Raw genomic sequence first — 16360 nt, forward strand, 5'->3', positions numbered from 1 at the left:
TTTGATTGGCCGACAGAGTGATTATTCTTTTAGATCGCTAATTTTCTTTGACGAACTTTCTTATACATCGGTTCTTTACATGACTTTTTCATAAACTCAATTTTACAAAAAGTTTCGCCGCCATTTCAGGCGGATTATCGCATGAGTTGACTACTAAGTGTGACCATTAGTTCCCCAAACATCAGGATTATTCTTTTCTTAACGACACCATTTAAAGACTGCCTTAGGATTATAGCAAAACCCGGTTGATTCCACTGAACTAACCTCAAATCACCAGATATCATTGGATTTTCCTGTCATATTTCAGCAAAATACGCGAATTCGTCTTAATATGCCGAACACGTTAAGGTTTGGTAGGAAAAGTTCTGGTTTAAAATATGACCATACAACATCGTTCCGATGTCCTCATTATTGGTAGTGGTGCCGCAGGGTTGACCTGTGCTTTACAGCTCTGCAATCATTTCTCAATCAATATCCTGAGCAAAAGTGAATTAAGTGAAGGCTCAACTTACTACGCGCAAGGTGGCATTGCCGCAGTTTTGGATAACGAAGATTCCGTCGACTCTCATGTCAGTGATACGCTAATTGCCGGTGCTGATTTGTGCCACGAAGATGCCGTTAGATATACAGTAGAAAATAGTAAAGAGGCCATTCAATGGTTAATCTCTCAAGGAGTTTCATTTAGCCTTGAGCCCGAATCGAACGGAAACGGTGAGCAAAGTTATCACCTCACGCGTGAAGGCGGACACAGTCACCGGCGAATTATTCACTCAGCCGATGCAACTGGCAAAGAAGTTCAAACGACCCTGTCTGAGTTAATCAAAACAAAAGACAGTATCTCGCTTTTCGAAAAATATAACGCAGTTGACCTGATCACTTCTCACAAGCTAGGACTCATTGGGCCGAAAAATAAATGCATGGGCGCTTACGCATTGAATCGAACCACCCGTGAAGTCGAGTTATTTGAAGCAAAGTTCGTAGTGCTAGCCACTGGCGGCGCGAGTAAAGTTTATCTTTATACCAGCAACCCTGACGTCTCTAGCGGTGACGGAATTGCCATGGCCTGGCGGAGCGGATGTCGAGTCGCCAACATGGAGTTTAATCAATTTCACCCGACTTGCCTTTTCCATAGTAAAGCTCACTCATTCCTGATCACTGAAGCACTACGCGGTGAAGGTGCTTTGTTAAAACTGCCGAATGGCGAAAGATTTATGCCGCGTTTTGATGAGCGCGCAGAACTGGCCCCCAGGGACATAGTCGCCAGAGCGATCGACCATGAAATTAAGCGTTTGGGAATTGACTGTGTTTACCTTGATATCAGCCATAAAGACGCCGACTTTATTAAATCTCATTTTCCAACGATTTATCAACGCTTGCTCAAAATAGACATCGATATCACACAAGATCCGATCCCCGTGGTCCCTGCTGCCCACTATACTTGCGGGGGTGTCGTGGCCAACAAACACGCCGAAACCGATATTCCTAATTTGTTTGCCGTTGGAGAGGTTGCTTTTACCGGTCTTCACGGTGCCAATCGAATGGCCAGTAATTCTTTACTGGAATGTCTGGTTTATGCCAGAGCTGCGGCCGACAAAATTATTTCCCAGAAAAACGATATCAAGACAGAATCAGCAATCATTCCAGCCTGGGACGAAAGCCGTGTCTCAAATTCTGATGAAGAAGTGGTGGTTTCCCACAACTGGCACGAATTGCGCCATTTGATGTGGAACTACGTTGGTATTGTACGCACCACCAAAAGATTAGAAAGAGCTCAACGGCGAATTCAGCTTTTGAAGCAGGAAGTCAGAGAATATTACGCGAATTTTAAGGTGAGCAGTAATCTGTTAGAACTTCGAAACCTGATTACAGTCGCAGAACTAATCATCGAGTGTGCAATGCGGCGTAAAGAAAGTCGCGGGCTACACTACACTTTAGATTACCTGCAAACGGACAATGTCGCCAAAGATACCATCGTTTCTAAATTTGATTAATGCTTTGGTTGCAGACCCGATTACTAACTTGAGTAGACCAAAAATTAATCAACATAGAATTTAGACATCATCAGATTGATGACTAGCTTTTAAATCTTGAGTGACCAGGTAAACGAGTTCACTATACAATCGTTCGCCTAAATTTTTTTTCACAAATAACCAGTGATATTGTTTTTCACTAACTAAATGTTTGTCACCAACTGATTGCTTTTCACCAACGGAGAAATGCAACAAACAAGCAAAACTTGAAACCCAGCTATCAGGTTGTAATTCAAGATAAGTGATTGAACCAAGTCGTTCATCTGATTGCATCAACCAGTTTTCACCACTCCAGCAAAGATCATCCATGGCGTTAGTAATCTTTCGGTAATTTTTGTTCGAATAAAACCAGGAGACCAATAACGCAATGAATATTGCCAAAACATACCAGCTAACTCCAAAAAAGATAAAAGATACTAACAGCAGAATGACGTGGAATAAACCAATTGCGACGACTAATAACTTAGCTGTTTTAACCGGAAAGCGAGTTGCAGTTTTCAACTAAAACCCTGTTACGTTATTGGCTGATTTGCATTTTCACTCTGATCAATTGAATAATTTGATCAAGCCTTGGATCATCACAGGTGCCATACCCCATCAGCCAGGTGTAAAGATCGGGATCCGCTTCGTTCAATAAATCAGCAAAAATAGTTTGTTGTTCTACCGATAAACTATCAAAATGCTGCTGTAAGAATGGGCTTAAGATCACGTCTAACTCTAGCATTCCTCTGCGACATTGCCAGGTCAGTTTCTTTTTTTCACTGGTATCTTTCATAACTCTACTATTTATTACCCACTATCTATTACTTAATTTGACTGCTCAGTCATTTCACTTTGATCAATCCCACGGCATTTAATCACCTTCGTCAAAAACCATGTTTGTCGAGCAGCCATCAATTAAACCCATCGAGGGTGATGGCTGTATGGCCTCACACGATATACGAAATGATATCAGTCTCAACCGCAAAGCTAAAGCTTACCGACGCGAATCCGAGCAGGCCGCCAACCTCAACACAAGAATCACGACTTAATTAGGTGTGTTATCAAGCCTAATCAGATAAAATGGAAACAACCAACATAATTCTGTGAGAATGGAATAAATGACATCGCATGATGAACTAATTGGCAACCAAACCAGGCTGGAAAGTTTCGGTACTTTTGAAATTTCCGGTGTTGATGCCGCTCGTTTTCTCCAAGGTCAAATAACCATCAATACCGATTCCATTGTTGAAAATAAATTATCTCTGGCGGCGGTTTGTAATCCGCAAGGTCGCTGTGTCGCTGTTTTTTTTGCGACCAAAAAACCTGGTGCATCAACTCAAGAAGCAGCCAATCAAGATACTTTAAGTCAGAACGAGTCTAACCACGACTCATTTTGGTTTATCTTGCCCAAAGACAATATTGAAGCAACCATTAATCATTTTAAAAAATACGCGGTATTTTTTAAAACTGAAATTAATGATCGAACTGATTCAACAAACATTTATGGCACAATAACAGACCCAAAAAATTCAAATGACTCTGACAATCACAAACTGATTAATGTGACTTTTACCGAGCCAGACTCATCAATAATTATGGCTGTGACAAAAAATGCTCAGGCGCAAGCTCAATCAGCTGACCAACAGGCAAAAACTCAATTAACCGAGCAAGACTGGTTGTTTAACGTGGCTTCGAATGGCATTCCATGGATAAGTCAAGCGAGTGCATCACACTTTTTGCCCCACAATTTAAATTTACCAACATTGGAAGCCGTCGACTTCAACAAAGGTTGTTACACGGGCCAGGAAGTTATTGCGCGCATGCAATACAAAGGAAAACTGAAATCACACATGCAACAATTCCGCTGCAACGTCGAAATAAACATAACCACAACCGACAAGATTTACGTGGAATCGCAAGCAGCAGCCGAAGTGATATGTGGCGCCACTAATCACAATGGAACATCAACCTTATTAGCGTTAGCGAAAGACCGATATCTGGACGCTAAAATTTTTCGGTTGAATGATGAAAATGGTCCTATACTTGAGTTAGTTAATTATCATTAAACTAAGACCTGTCTATGAGTTTAGAAAAAGAATTTCTTGCGGAATTAATTGACGCTATCACCAACGATCGGCTGACCTTGCCGACATTACCGGAAGTCGCGCTGAAAATTAGAGAAGCGGTTGACGATCCTGATGTTTCTTCTGGCGGACTTGCCTCTGTTATCGGACAAGATGCAGCTTTAGCAGCGAGAATAATCAAAGTAGCTAACAGTCCTTTAATGCGCGGCGCGGTTGTGGTCGATAATCTGCAACTGGCGATCACCAGAATGGGAATAACTTTTGTAAGAAACCTCGCTACTGGTCTTGCGATGGAACAAATGTTTCAGGCGACCCATGACGCAGTTGACCAACGACTTAGAGCTTCCTGGGAGCACTCATTAGAAGTCGCCTCAATTAGCCATGTATTGGCCAGTAACTTCACCCGCTTGAAACCGGATCAGGCAACTCTCGCAGGTTTAGTCCATGAAATTGGTATTTTGCCAATACTAACGCTCGCAGAAGAAAACCCTCAAATACTCGAACACGAAGCGGTTTTGGATAAAATAATCTCTCGCTTACACGGTAAAGTAGGACGCGCAATTCTAAAAGCCTGGGAATTTCCGGATGAACTCCGCGCGGTACCGGTCGGTTGTACCGATTTTACCCGAGACGAAAGTACTACCGCAGATTATGTTGACGTGGTTACTGTGGCCAAACTTCAATCCTATCCTGAAGGCGAAGGCCCTTACGCTGGTTTAGATACCGCCACCGTACCGGCATTCAGAAAACTTGGATTATCTCATGAAGTTGATTTTCACCAGGTTGACGAACTCGCCGTTGAAGTCGAAGAAGCTAAACAGGCATTTGCCTAATTAGTCCAGTCAAACTGGCTGATGAGCAGTACTACCTTGATAAAATCGGCAATCGCATTTCAACATACCAATCGGTTCGCACGAACTTTAATGTTTAACCGTGTTACTATTCGTCTATCATGCGTTCGAACGAAGTAGCAAATCTGCTTAAAAATACACGCAGTTTCCTAGTGTGGACAGCGTTCACTTTATGCTTGCTGGCTAGCACGAATTTGTATGCAGCCTATGTATTTCAAACGGTCACCGGCGAGGCATTTGATACCGTCACAACAGATGTGGCGTGGACAAATGACGCAAGTCAGACCGGATTTCCCACCGACGATGACTACGAGCTGGTCAATATCGGTTTTACCTTTTATCTTGGCGAAACAGGCTACACACAAGTTCGAGTGTTGGCCAATGGCGCACTGCATTTTGGTGCTGATCAAGGTTTTCACAAAGACTATACGAATGAACCTTTAGCAATCACAGGAATTATTGACGGGCCCGGTTTTGAAGAAGCTGCGGACAGGGCAATATTAGGTTATTGGGACGATCTGGAACCCAGCCTTGGCGGCACAGTCAGATATGGCACGTTAGGTTCTGCGCCCAATCGACGATTCGTTGCATCATGGGAGAACGTGCCTCGTTACAACGGCCCGGGAACCAGTTATTCTACCCAGATAGTCATTTATGAAAACGGCAATGTTCGATTTCGTTATGGAAACGATGACGTCAACGGCTCAAGCGCGACTATCGGGATTGAAGTTTCAAACTCTGATTTTACCGAATTTTCATACAACACCAGTAATTCTGTCAGTGATGCTAATGATATTCTCTGGATAAGAGAATTTCCTGCCCTGGATGATGCCACCGCGAGCTGCGCAGATCCAAATACAGTCACTGTCACTTTTGTCGCTGATATTTCGCCGGCAAGAGCCAATGATCCCAGTAACTTTTCCATCGACAATGGTGTGACTGTCACCGGAGCGACTTATATCAATTCAACCACCGTGGAGTTAACCACCAGTACGCTGACGACTGGCACCACCTATACTTTATCGACCACATTTCCCACTCAGAATACGACATTTATTCTCGGTAACCAGGTTAACGACACCTTTATTGATCAATTCTCATCGAGTAATTACGGCAACAATGATGGCACGCAGAATTGGGCAGCCAACTGGATTGAAAGTGACGACGACGGCTCGGCGACTTCAGGAAACGTGTTGATAAGTGGAAATGAGTTGGTGATGGATGATTTTCCCAATACAGGTGGAGAACCGGCTATTGAACGGCAAGTCGATTTATCGACATACATCTCTGCCACTTTGTCACTTGACCTGAGAACGCCAAACAATCTGGAAAGCAGCGACCGATTCGATATTTCAGTGTCGTCGAATGGTGGCGCCAGTTACACTATTCTGCAATCTTTTTCCAACGATGTTACCGGTAGTTTTAGTTACGATATTTCATCTTTCCTGGCAACAAACACCCGAATTCGATTAAGAATTGAAAATAACTATGGTGGCTCGACTGAGTTTATCGCAATTGACAATGTCACCATTACCGCCACCAGAGTGGAGCCCTGCGCACCGGCAGTCGATCACTTTGTTATCACTCACGATGGTAACGGTATCAATTGCTTGCGCGAAGCCATCACAATTACCGCAGTTGATAGTGGCGGTGCAACGGTCACAGACTACGCAGGAACAACCAACCTGAGCCTTTCTACCGCCCACGGCAACTGGTTTACCGTTGATAGTTTTGGAGCCAGTGCTGATCCTGCACAAGGCACATTAACTGACACTGCTGGCGATAATAATGGCGCAGCAACCTATGAGTTTGTTGCAGCTGATCTCGGAACAGTCGTGTTATACCTGGAAAATACTGTCGCGGAAACTGCGAATATCGGCGTTGCCGAAGGTCTGATTACTGATGATAATAGCGAAGGCAATATCACTTTTCGCCCCTATGGTTTCGTGTTTACTCCATCACCAATAACGACTCAGGTTGCCGGTCGCCCATTCAACATTACTTTAACCGCGGCAGGCCAAACGCCATTACAACCAGAATGTGGCGTTATTGAAGAGTACAACGGCGTACAAGCTCTCAATTTTTGGTCAACCTATTCTTCTCCAACATCCAGCAACACGTCGGTTACCGTGAATGGTAGCAATATTGCCGCCACTGAAGCTGCTTCTGTTGCGCAAAATATCACTTTTACCAATGGTGTAGCCGTTATCGCCGCTCAATATAATGACGTCGGTCAAATCGGTATCAGCGCAAAAGACGAAACTGGCATCGGCGAACCGCCAGCAGGCAGCGCCGATGAAATCATCGGTGGCATCAGCCCGTTTGTTGTTCGCCCATTTGGATATGACATTCAGATTAGCGGCGACCCCTATGCGGACGACGGCAATGACGACGTATTTGCAACCGCGGGCAATAATTTTTCTATGACCATTCGCAGTGTCTTATGGCAGGCTGGCGATGACACAAATAATGACGGTGTTCCCGACCCATTTATCGATACAGATGCAAACGGCGAACCCGATAGCGGCGGTGATTTGAGTAACAATGGCGTGACACCGAATATTTCACAAATTACAGGGAATATTGCGCTAACCCCCAGTGCGCTTGTAGTGACCAATTCTAATGGAATCCTTTCGAATCCCAGTGTCTCATTCGCCAGCTTTCCTGCCCCCGGGGCGGCAGGCGCAGGTAGCTTCACGCTAAATCAAAGCTGGAGCGAAGTCGGCATTTTACAGATCGACGCATTCACTAACGACTTTATGGGCGGCGGCCAAAATGTTACCGGTCAAAGAATTAATATCGGTCGATTTATTCCAGACAACTTCCTGATGACTGCGCCGGCAATCACTGAGCAATGCGGCACATTTACCTATGCAGGATTTTTTGACGGCGTCAACGCAGGGCTAGATAGAAATGGGCAAACTTTCGATGTTTCAGGCTCAATCACGGCAAGAAATTCAGCCAACGCAGCAACACTAAACTATGCGGGTGCATTTGCAAAACTAACCAACTCAGATATAGCGGTGCAACCATTCAACACAAATACAGGGCTCAATGCTTCAGGACAAGTCAACTTCTCACCAGCAGCACTCAACTTTGTGAATGGTGTGACCAACTATTCCTCTCCCACAACAGATTATCAATTTGACAGTTTAGCGGCTGCGTTTAATTTACGCCTCGATCTGACTGCAACCGATTCCGACAACGTTACTAGCGGCACAGTTAACTCAAATGCTTTTGAAGTTCGTCTGGGGCGAATTCGATTAATCGATAGTTATGGACCTGAAATTAGCGATCTCGAAATGCGACTAAGAAGTGAATACTATGATGGAACTAGCTGGATTATTAACGACGCAGATAGTTGCACAACCTATATTCAAACTGACGCCAGTTTCGATGCCGCTAGCTACACCGATAATCTGAACGCAGGCGAGACAGCAACATTTTCACCGGTAACAACACAAAATTTAGCAAACGGAATCAGTACCATTGCTAACGGCATCCAGTTCTCGGCTCCTGGCGTCAATAACTATGGTAGCGTTGTCGTTAATCTAAATTTAACAGGTCAGAACTGGCTGAGTTTTGATTGGGATGGTGATAATACTTTGGACCCAACCAGCGGCTTACTGAGCTTTGGTTATTATCGTGGTAGTGATCGAATAATTTACTGGCGCGAAATTAGGAATTAGGAATTAGGAATTAGGAATTAGGAATTAGGAATTGTAAAGTCTGTCTTAAAAAATAGGTTTTGAAACCGGTAAAATTGCCAATTTTAGTTTTTTTGATATCGTTCATTTAAGGTTCAGTCGCGCCACGCATAATAGACTACAAGCATACTGAAAAAGGCGGCTAAAAATGAAAAAGCTACTGGCACTTACTTTATTATTACCATTACTGACGGCTAACGCGGCGACAAACAAAACAGCGGCAAAAGCGCAGGTGAAAAGTAAATCAGCGCAAACAAAAGTTTTCCGCAATCATGAACGTCACTGGAATCAGCCAGACTATGGTTATGATGTGCAACTGTTTAAATGTCACGATTCATGGGGTCATAAGCTACGCGGTAAATTTACCTCGGAACAGCAGTACTTTATCGAGTTAGGTGGTGGAAGCTGTCGCGAGATTCGTCGGTATCATGATAACCACAATGCCTTTTCGCAAATCCGTCACTACGACTTTCCAGTGGACGATGTTTACCAGGCCATTCACCAGATAAAGCGAAAGTATGGTTTACGGCACGCGAGAGTTATCGAAGCAGAAAATGTTGATGCCGGGTTTAAGACTTTTAAATACACGCTTGTGTTTAAAGTCAGAGGACAGGGATATCGCGAGTTTAGAGTAAAACATAGTCGCTGGAGTGGAAAAGTTCGTGCCATTTATGAAGTTTGATCAGCGAATCAAACTAACCAAAAAAAAGAGTGACAATGTCACTCTTTTTTTACATAAATTGAAAACTAAGATCTGCTCTGACAAAAACATAAACTATTTTTATAATTAAAAAAATAATACTCAAACCCTATTGATTCAGATCTCACTTATCTGAAATATGAGTCTTAATTTGTCGCTATTCCATCCCGTTTATTTTTGAATACACTTAGCGCTAGAAGTGTGAAATCCTCTTCCAGAATTTGAATATTTTCAATCCTGTCACAACGAAAGATCCGTATATCGTCACGCAAATGATCCCAGGCCAAAACATACCAGACAGGATAACTGAGGAAAAGATAGTGCGGCTCAATGGTGCGAGTAGTTTTGTTACTACTTTCGTCTCTGTATGTAACGCTAATACGTTGCAGCATTAAAAATGCTTGGTGGAGTTTTTCTACAGCCTTGTGTTTCGGAGAAGAGAAATTCGATAGCACAAATTCAGATGCGGAGTGTCCGATGATAATACGTGCCTTTATTCCATTCACTTTACTTTTCATAGAAGGCGAAAAAGAAGCCATGATCTTATGGCGGATGCTGCTTAAGTGTGCCATAAAAAGCGGAGAATTCATTTGTTCAGCGATAGCTAAACTAATCATTAGATCAACAGCTTCCGTATAGTTGAGATTTATACGGCCAACCCCCCAGTGCCTATCCAAACGAATACCACCTCCCCTGCCAACATCCGTTTCAATTGGTAATCCCTGGCTTCTTAATAGGTCAATATCACGATTGAGCGTTCGAACACTGACACCTATTTCCCTGGCAATCTCGCCAATGGTTATGGGTTCGTCTGTTTTTAATCGAGCAGTGATGATCTCAAGCCTGTCGATTCGGGAAATAGTGGATGCACGCATAGCAAAACAAATATGTCATATAATGACACATTTGTCCATATACTTAATCCAACTCAATTGACTTGAAAACATAACACTATTTACTCAACTAAAATCGGAGGTTTTATGAAAAAGACAGATATAGGCCGGTGTATTTTTGGACTCTTAGCTTTATTCTTTATGGGAACGGGTCTGATGCTGATGTTTAGCCCTGCTAACATGCTTAACCACATGTTTATCGAGCCTATTGAATCTGCGGGAGGACTCTCGAGTATCCGCGCGATTTGGGGAGGAACAACCATCGCGGTGTGGGCTAGTGTGCTACTTGGTGCAATAAGATCCAATGTTGATTATATTTGTGTTGGTTTTATCGCATTGTTGATGGTTTTTGTAGGTCGGCTTGTGGGTTATTTTGCGGACGGTTCGTTTCCGCAGCTTGTTGTTTCCGTCATACCAACAACTATCGCTATGATACTGATGTTGATTGCTTACAAACTTATGGTCAGCACGACTGATAAAACAGCGTAATTAAGAGTAATGAATTAAAAACAGCCTTAGTTGGAATAGATTCTTTCTGAAGTATCAATATTTTTAGTATCTGTAAATTAGTCTGCACAATTTTCTACAAAAAATTGGAATATATCTTTCAACCCCGTTTTATAACGATGCAACTTATTTAATTTCCAATTAAGGTTGTTCTTTCATTATTTATCACTATGGGGTTGATTTATCATTATGGGGTTGACCTTTGATGGCCTCAATAATTGGTTCAAACTCAAACTGCTCTATCAAAAAATTTAATTGTAAAGCAAGCTCACTATTACTTTTCGAAATGTCGTCACTTAGCTGCTCCAGTCGTTCAATATCACCACTTGTTGCAGCTTCTAATAAAACAGATACTTGAATTTCAGAAAGTTCAGATAGATCTTTTGAGGTCAAAGTTTTTTGCCGACTCTGGTTAGGTTTGGCCACCTCTTCATACTCAAATTGTACGCCCAGATGATTACTCAAAATATCATATAAGTCATTAGCGCTATAGGGCTTGCGTACAAAATCGTCACACCCGGACATCATCACTCTTTCGCGTTCTTCCTCTAACACGCTGGCGGTTAATCCTATAATTTTAGTCTTTCGGATCTTTTCAAATTCTCTGATCTTTTTGGTAGCCTCAAAGCCATTCATCACCGGCATATGCATATCCATCCAGATTAAATCAGGATGCCATTTTTGCCACTCCCGAAACGCTTCTTTTCCGTTACCAGCCTGCTGGACTTCAAAACCCGATCTATCCATCAATAACGCTAATAATTCGCGTCCTTGAAGACTGTCGTCCACCACCAAGACGCGATGCCGTTTCTCTTGGCCGGCTAACCTTATAATTTTGCTATTTGGCCCGCCGTCCAATTGCGCGAGCTCTGCCTCTTCAAAGTCAATTTCAAAGGAAAACTTCGTGCCTCTTCCAACCTCGCTGTCAACCTTAATTTCTCCCCCCATCAACTCAACAAATTCACGGCTAATCGCCAGCCCTAAACCAGATCCTTCATTGGCCTGCCTGCCGGAATCGGTTTGACTGAATGCTTTAAACAACAACTTTAATTGCTGTTTGGAAATGCCTGGTCCTGTATCTTCTACACTAAAACCCAATCGTCCAGGTGCGCTGTTTTCACTGTAATGAATCTTTAAACTCACGCCTCCTTTGACTGTAAATTTAACTGCGTTGGACAATAAGTTAATCAATACCTGCCGCAATTTTCGTTGGTCCGTTTTAATCACGCGAGGGGCACTTTCAACGCCTTCAAAAAACAAATCAATTCCTTTTTCCTCTACACTCAAATGGAACATATCTTTAATGGTGTCAATCGCTACATGAAGGTCAAAAGCAACCCCATCAAAAGTCGTTCTACCAGCTTCAATTTTAGCCATATCCAGCACATCATTAATCAATTCTAGTAAATGCTGTCCGCTTTCATGAATGGTCCCCAAATATTTTCTGACAACCTTGGGCACGCCTTTGGATTGACCGGAAATTTCAGAAAACCCCAGTATTGCATTGAGTGGTGTGCGCAGTTCATGGCTCATATTGGCGAGAAAAACGCTCTTAGTTCGGTTGGCTGCCTCGGCAGCATCTCTAGCTTCAACCAACTCTGCCGTTCTATTTTTTACTGCCAGGGTAAGCTCGCGGTTATGTTTGTAAAGACGACGAGTTCGCAGATAATAACCCGCCCAGATTATTAAAAAGGCAGCTAAACCATAAATTGTCCAAGCCCACCACATCCTATACCAGGGCGGTAAAACGACAAAACTAAAAACATCTTCCTGACTTTTTTGCGAAAACACATCCTTTGCTTGAACATGAAAAGAGTATTGGCCTTCAGACAAATTATTGTAGTCTTTGAATGTTTCTTTGCGCCAGTTCGACCATTCATCCAGCCCTTCTAACCAGGTACGGTATTCTGTCAGCTCGGGGCGCTCAAACTGAGGTGCGGCGAAAGAAAAACGCAACGTATTTTCCCGATAAGGTAAGATAAGCTTGTTAGACTCATTCGAACGGTCGCCGCCAAACAGAACTCTATCGTCCTGTGTCTGTACTTGCCGAATCCAAACTGGATAGCCTGAACGCTTTCGCTTTGATGGTAATGTCATGCGAATTAAACCATCTGTTCTTCCTACCCATGTGGTTTCACTCGACTCTGAATAAATATGTTCGATATTTCTTTTAGGTAATAGATCAAGTTGTGTTAACGAAAACTCATATCCACCGCCTTGTTGAGGAAAAGCCACTCCTCCCCCATCTTTAGCCACCATCCATACCACTCCTCGGCTATCCTCAACAATCTGTTCAAATGAGAATTCTTGCGGTGCGACTTGGGACAGTTTTTCTTCGGGAATAAAATATGGTTCGTTAGCAGAAAGCCCCTGAATTTGATAAAGCTTCCCCCGATTAGTCACGAGAATTTTGTCTCCCACCGATGCGATCTGCATCCACCCCTTGGTGAATCCTTTTACCTGGACTTTGCCTTGCAAACGAACTGCGCCAGATGATAATGACTCAAACCTGAGTCGCCATATCCCCTGAGTTGCTGCTTTGATCCAGAGTTGGCCTTGCGCATCTTCTGCGAAAGCACGTATTTCAAAATCAACGCCTTCCACCATACCGGCTAAATGCCACTCTCCCTGGTGTAACCGCAAAACAGCCAACCCGTTCTCAAGGCCAAGGTAAATTCGAGACGGCTCAACGCGCGAGCGGAACATGGAATAAACAAGGCCTGACTTTTGGGTTTGCCACACAACTTTCTGAATATCAAAATTGAAAACTTGAATGCCGCAACCCGCGAGCAATCCGACCTCAGTCGACACCATTGACCAGCAAGCTCTAATCGGTTTCACATGTAAAAATTGAGAAGGCTTTTCACCACCTCCCGACTTCAATTGAAAAATCCCGTTATTAGTCCCCACAAACAATTCATCTTTGTGCCTGACTACCGCCTGGACACTCCCTTTAAGCCCCGAAGTTTCGTCAAATTTAGAAATTTCTTCGCTCATGTCGACCCGGGCCAACCCGTTATTCAGCGCCATCCACAGGCCCTGCTGTCTGTCGAGATAAACGAACCACACATTGTCATTTCTCAACCCTTGAGTTTTATTGATAACTCGAAACAATTGGCCTGAACTATCCAGCAATACAACGCCACCGGATAAGGTAGCAATGGCAATTCTGCCATCTGGTAATAAGGTCGCTCGATAAGGTTTTAATTGATTTAAAAATTGGGTAAGCTGCGGCGCAAATGGATTACATTCTTTATCGACAGGCGCAGAATTAAAACACTGAAATAATCCGTGTCTGGCGGTCACAATAATGTAGCCATCGTCTCTATTTTTCAGCACCGCGTTAATAGGACGATTGGGCTGGCCAGACTGAGCTCCACCTTGCACCGGTATGAGTTGATCATTTTCAAGGCGCAGCAACTCACGCGCGCTGTCCTGCACGTATATGTGCTCCCCCACCGAAAAAGCAAAGAAATACCGCTTGGGCTTCCATATTTTGAATTGACCTTCATGCCACCGCATCAAAAATTTATAGCTAGCAAAATAGACCCCGTCAGCCATTGCAAAGGTCTTCCACACATGCCCAAAGAGACGAGCTTGTTGCGGCAGTTTTTCAACCAAAGAAACGTATTGTAAAGTGCCAGCTGAATCAGGTTCCAGATAACCTACCTCATTATTTCCACCGACAAAAATCTGACCAAGCTTATCAATAGCTATTGACCTTACAATCCCTCGATTCGCAAGCCGAATATGTCGCCAGGCAACCCCATCGTATTCAAGCAAGCCATTTGAGTTACCGACGTAAAGTAATCCGCTAGGGTGTTGAGTCACCCACCAGTTTTGAGGATGAGCGCCATAGTCATCAACGCTATAATTTTGAATAGGTAGGCGACCAACTTCAGCCATAGATGAAGACCAGGCTCGTAGCGATATTAATGTTATGAGTCCGACAACTAAAACAAATGATGTAGCGCTAAAAATAGTTCGAATCGAACAAATACACATAAAAACAGGTATTGTTGATTCACTCGACTTTTTTTTCAGCCAACAGATTAACTCAACTAAATCGTTAACGATGAATAATTTTTCAAAACTCGGCATTCGATATTTTAAGCTTTTGTTACCGGATATCATATGCCCATCCAATGGGAATATTAAAAAGTATACTCAAAACATAGTTCTAATTTATTGCCTAAGCAAATAACGCCATTCGCCAGACTCGCAAACGAACTATGCTAAATAAACCTAAAAAATCTTGCCTACATTGTTTGGCGGTCACCGTAATACTTTCAGACACGACTATAGAAGCCTGATTAAATTAACCTTAAGAATACTTCAGCAAAAAGCCTGCACAAGCCAGTCATTGTGCCTATGCAGGTTGTTAGAAGTTCCTCAATAAGGTAATTCTCAAGCTAACGGCGTCTGGGCACTGCGGTATCCGGGCCTTTAAAACTTACTTGTTGAATAAAGCTTTTACCATTGATGTCAAGCACATGCATGGTTTCCATCAAATGTCCTGTTTCTGCATCAGAAGATTGCTCTTCCTGCAAACGATATTCGTATTGGCCAATTGCTTTCCAGTGGTGATCCAATTGGCGTTCACGTTGTCGCAACTATCGTTATCCAAAATGGTTGGATGGTTATGGAAAGCGCCCCATTGCTCCCTGGGAAAAAAGTCTGGCAGGATTGGATCCAATTAGACCCAGTAACCACAAATACCCGGATAGTATTATTAATTGGACTAGCTTGATAATCAGCGGGGAGATGTTTCTATCATTTAAGTAGATTTGAGCAAATAACACGATTCTATCAGCACACAAATTATTCTTTCTAGAAACAAGCACAATTACGACTAAATCACTTTACGGTATAAGTTTAAACGGGCATTCAACTTATAGTCAAATTCTCGAAAGCTCTGTAGTAGATTGTCCTAGCCTTGAAGTAACTATTGATCGGCTTATCAGTAATTTTACTTGTCTTACAATATTTTTAGCTCGAAAGCTTGTCAGCAAAAGTAGCTTTTGTTTGCAAGAGATTAGCCGACAATAGAATACCTGGTTTTAGCTTTGTTTTGCATTAAGAAAACCTCGATTATTAATCGAGGCTACGAAACTGAAAGAGATTATCCATTAGTTAAAACCACGATAAATTATTAAGTGGTTAGTATTTTTGATAATTGAGTTAAAGGACTGTTAAGGACAGTTCAATATCTAACGTACCTAGTTCGCCTAATAACATTGGAGAGAATTGACATTCTATACTATCTTCTCCTTCCTCAACACCCACAAAAATATTAATAACCATCCCTTCAACTCCCTTGCATTCTATCAAACGCTTATTCGCCTTTTTAAGATGTTTAACTAAGTTCCATATTTTTTCTTCTATAGTTCCTCCATCAAATTCATTCGCTTTTAAAACCCACATACCAATCTTGGAATAGCGAAACCTGCCATTTTTCGACATAATTTTCTCGCCTTTTACTTGAGATTTTGTTGGGGAAATACCGAGAGCACTAGTAATTATCTCTGGTATTAATTCCTCCCCCCAAACTCTAAATGTAACGTCTTCGATTATTTTGACTTTAGAAATATTCATAACCTCTTAAC

General features: G+C 42.7%; 12 protein-coding genes. 6 read left to right on the forward strand and 6 right to left on the reverse strand.

Going from position 1 to position 16360, the window contains the following annotated elements; genetic code table 11:
• Positions 1-377: 377 nt before the first annotated feature.
• Entirely contained in the window at positions 378-1991 is a 1614-nt protein-coding gene (gene nadB / locus FLL46_RS21630) for an L-aspartate oxidase (RefSeq protein WP_142933625.1), read from the forward strand.
• 60 nt (positions 1992-2051) lie between these two features.
• Here the strand turns inward: nadB and FLL46_RS21635 are convergent, their stop codons facing one another.
• Positions 2052-2531 (reverse strand): protein YgfX, encoded by a 480-nt coding sequence (locus tag FLL46_RS21635; protein ID WP_142933627.1) that lies wholly within the window; start codon positions 2529-2531, stop codon positions 2052-2054.
• A 16-nt stretch (positions 2532-2547) separates the two neighbouring features.
• Positions 2548-2805, reverse strand: a complete 258-nt coding sequence (locus FLL46_RS21640; protein ID WP_142933629.1) for an FAD assembly factor SdhE — start codon at positions 2803-2805, stop codon at positions 2548-2550.
• Between the two features lie 325 nt (positions 2806-3130).
• Here FLL46_RS21640 and ygfZ point away from each other — a divergent pair, with 325 nt between their 5' ends.
• The 4 genes from ygfZ (at position 3131) to FLL46_RS21660 (ending at position 9336) form a co-directional block, all read left to right on the forward strand.
• Positions 3131-4078, forward strand: coding sequence for a CAF17-like 4Fe-4S cluster assembly/insertion protein YgfZ (gene ygfZ / locus FLL46_RS21645; RefSeq protein WP_142933631.1), 948 nt, complete (start codon positions 3131-3133; stop codon positions 4076-4078).
• Between the two features lie 14 nt (positions 4079-4092).
• Positions 4093-4929 (forward strand): HDOD domain-containing protein, encoded by an 837-nt coding sequence (locus FLL46_RS21650; RefSeq protein ID WP_142933633.1) that lies wholly within the window; start codon positions 4093-4095, stop codon positions 4927-4929.
• 170 nt (positions 4930-5099) lie between these two features.
• On the forward strand, positions 5100-8636 hold the full coding sequence (locus tag FLL46_RS21655; RefSeq protein ID WP_142933635.1) for a DUF6701 domain-containing protein: 3537 nt from the start codon (positions 5100-5102) through the stop codon (positions 8634-8636).
• Between the two features lie 166 nt (positions 8637-8802).
• Positions 8803-9336, forward strand: a complete 534-nt coding sequence (locus FLL46_RS21660) for a hypothetical protein (protein WP_142933637.1) — start codon at positions 8803-8805, stop codon at positions 9334-9336.
• A gap of 164 nt (positions 9337-9500) precedes the next feature.
• On the opposite strand, the gene FLL46_RS21665 is transcribed toward FLL46_RS21660, so the two are convergent.
• The gene (locus tag FLL46_RS21665; RefSeq protein WP_142933639.1) at positions 9501-10229 is read right to left on the reverse strand and encodes a helix-turn-helix transcriptional regulator; all 729 of its coding nucleotides are present in this window, start codon (positions 10227-10229) and stop codon (positions 9501-9503) included.
• A gap of 105 nt (positions 10230-10334) precedes the next feature.
• Here FLL46_RS21665 and FLL46_RS21670 point away from each other — a divergent pair, with 105 nt between their 5' ends.
• Entirely contained in the window at positions 10335-10736 is a 402-nt protein-coding gene (locus FLL46_RS21670) for a DUF4345 family protein (RefSeq protein WP_142933641.1), read from the forward strand.
• A gap of 186 nt (positions 10737-10922) precedes the next feature.
• Here FLL46_RS21670 and FLL46_RS21675 read toward each other — a convergent pair whose 3' ends face one another.
• From FLL46_RS21675 to FLL46_RS21685, 3 genes are all read right to left on the reverse strand, one after another.
• The gene (locus tag FLL46_RS21675) at positions 10923-14888 is read right to left on the reverse strand and encodes a hybrid sensor histidine kinase/response regulator (protein WP_142933643.1); all 3966 of its coding nucleotides are present in this window, start codon (positions 14886-14888) and stop codon (positions 10923-10925) included.
• Between the two features lie 278 nt (positions 14889-15166).
• The gene (locus FLL46_RS21680; RefSeq protein WP_142933644.1) at positions 15167-15367 is read right to left on the reverse strand and encodes a hypothetical protein; all 201 of its coding nucleotides are present in this window, start codon (positions 15365-15367) and stop codon (positions 15167-15169) included.
• 568 nt (positions 15368-15935) lie between these two features.
• Complete coding sequence (locus tag FLL46_RS21685) at positions 15936-16349, reverse strand: DUF4279 domain-containing protein (RefSeq protein WP_142933646.1); 414 nt, start codon at positions 16347-16349, stop codon at positions 15936-15938.
• Positions 16350-16360: the final 11 nt, after the last annotated feature.

The sequence above is a fragment of the Aliikangiella coralliicola genome (assembly GCF_007004725.1).
Taxonomy (GTDB): Bacteria; Pseudomonadota; Gammaproteobacteria; order Enterobacterales; family Kangiellaceae; genus Aliikangiella; species Aliikangiella coralliicola.

Excerpts from the sequence above, each read along its gene's own strand:
- FLL46_RS21650 (WP_142933633.1), top strand. The coding sequence starts at position 4,093 with ATGAGTTTAGAAAAAGAATTTCTTGCGGAATTAATTGACGCTATCACC.
- FLL46_RS21640 (WP_142933629.1), bottom strand. The coding sequence starts at position 2,805 with ATGAAAGATACCAGTGAAAAAAAGAAACTGACCTGGCAATGTCGCAGA.
- FLL46_RS21665 (WP_142933639.1), bottom strand. The coding sequence starts at position 10,229 with ATGCGTGCATCCACTATTTCCCGAATCGACAGGCTTGAGATCATCACT.
- FLL46_RS21660 (WP_142933637.1), top strand. The coding sequence starts at position 8,803 with ATGAAAAAGCTACTGGCACTTACTTTATTATTACCATTACTGACGGCT.
- nadB (WP_142933625.1), top strand. The coding sequence starts at position 378 with ATGACCATACAACATCGTTCCGATGTCCTCATTATTGGTAGTGGTGCC.
- FLL46_RS21675 (WP_142933643.1), bottom strand. The coding sequence starts at position 14,888 with ATGATATCCGGTAACAAAAGCTTAAAATATCGAATGCCGAGTTTTGAA.
- FLL46_RS21685 (WP_142933646.1), bottom strand. The coding sequence starts at position 16,349 with ATGAATATTTCTAAAGTCAAAATAATCGAAGACGTTACATTTAGAGTT.
- FLL46_RS21670 (WP_142933641.1), top strand. The coding sequence starts at position 10,335 with ATGAAAAAGACAGATATAGGCCGGTGTATTTTTGGACTCTTAGCTTTA.
- ygfZ (WP_142933631.1), top strand. The coding sequence starts at position 3,131 with ATGACATCGCATGATGAACTAATTGGCAACCAAACCAGGCTGGAAAGT.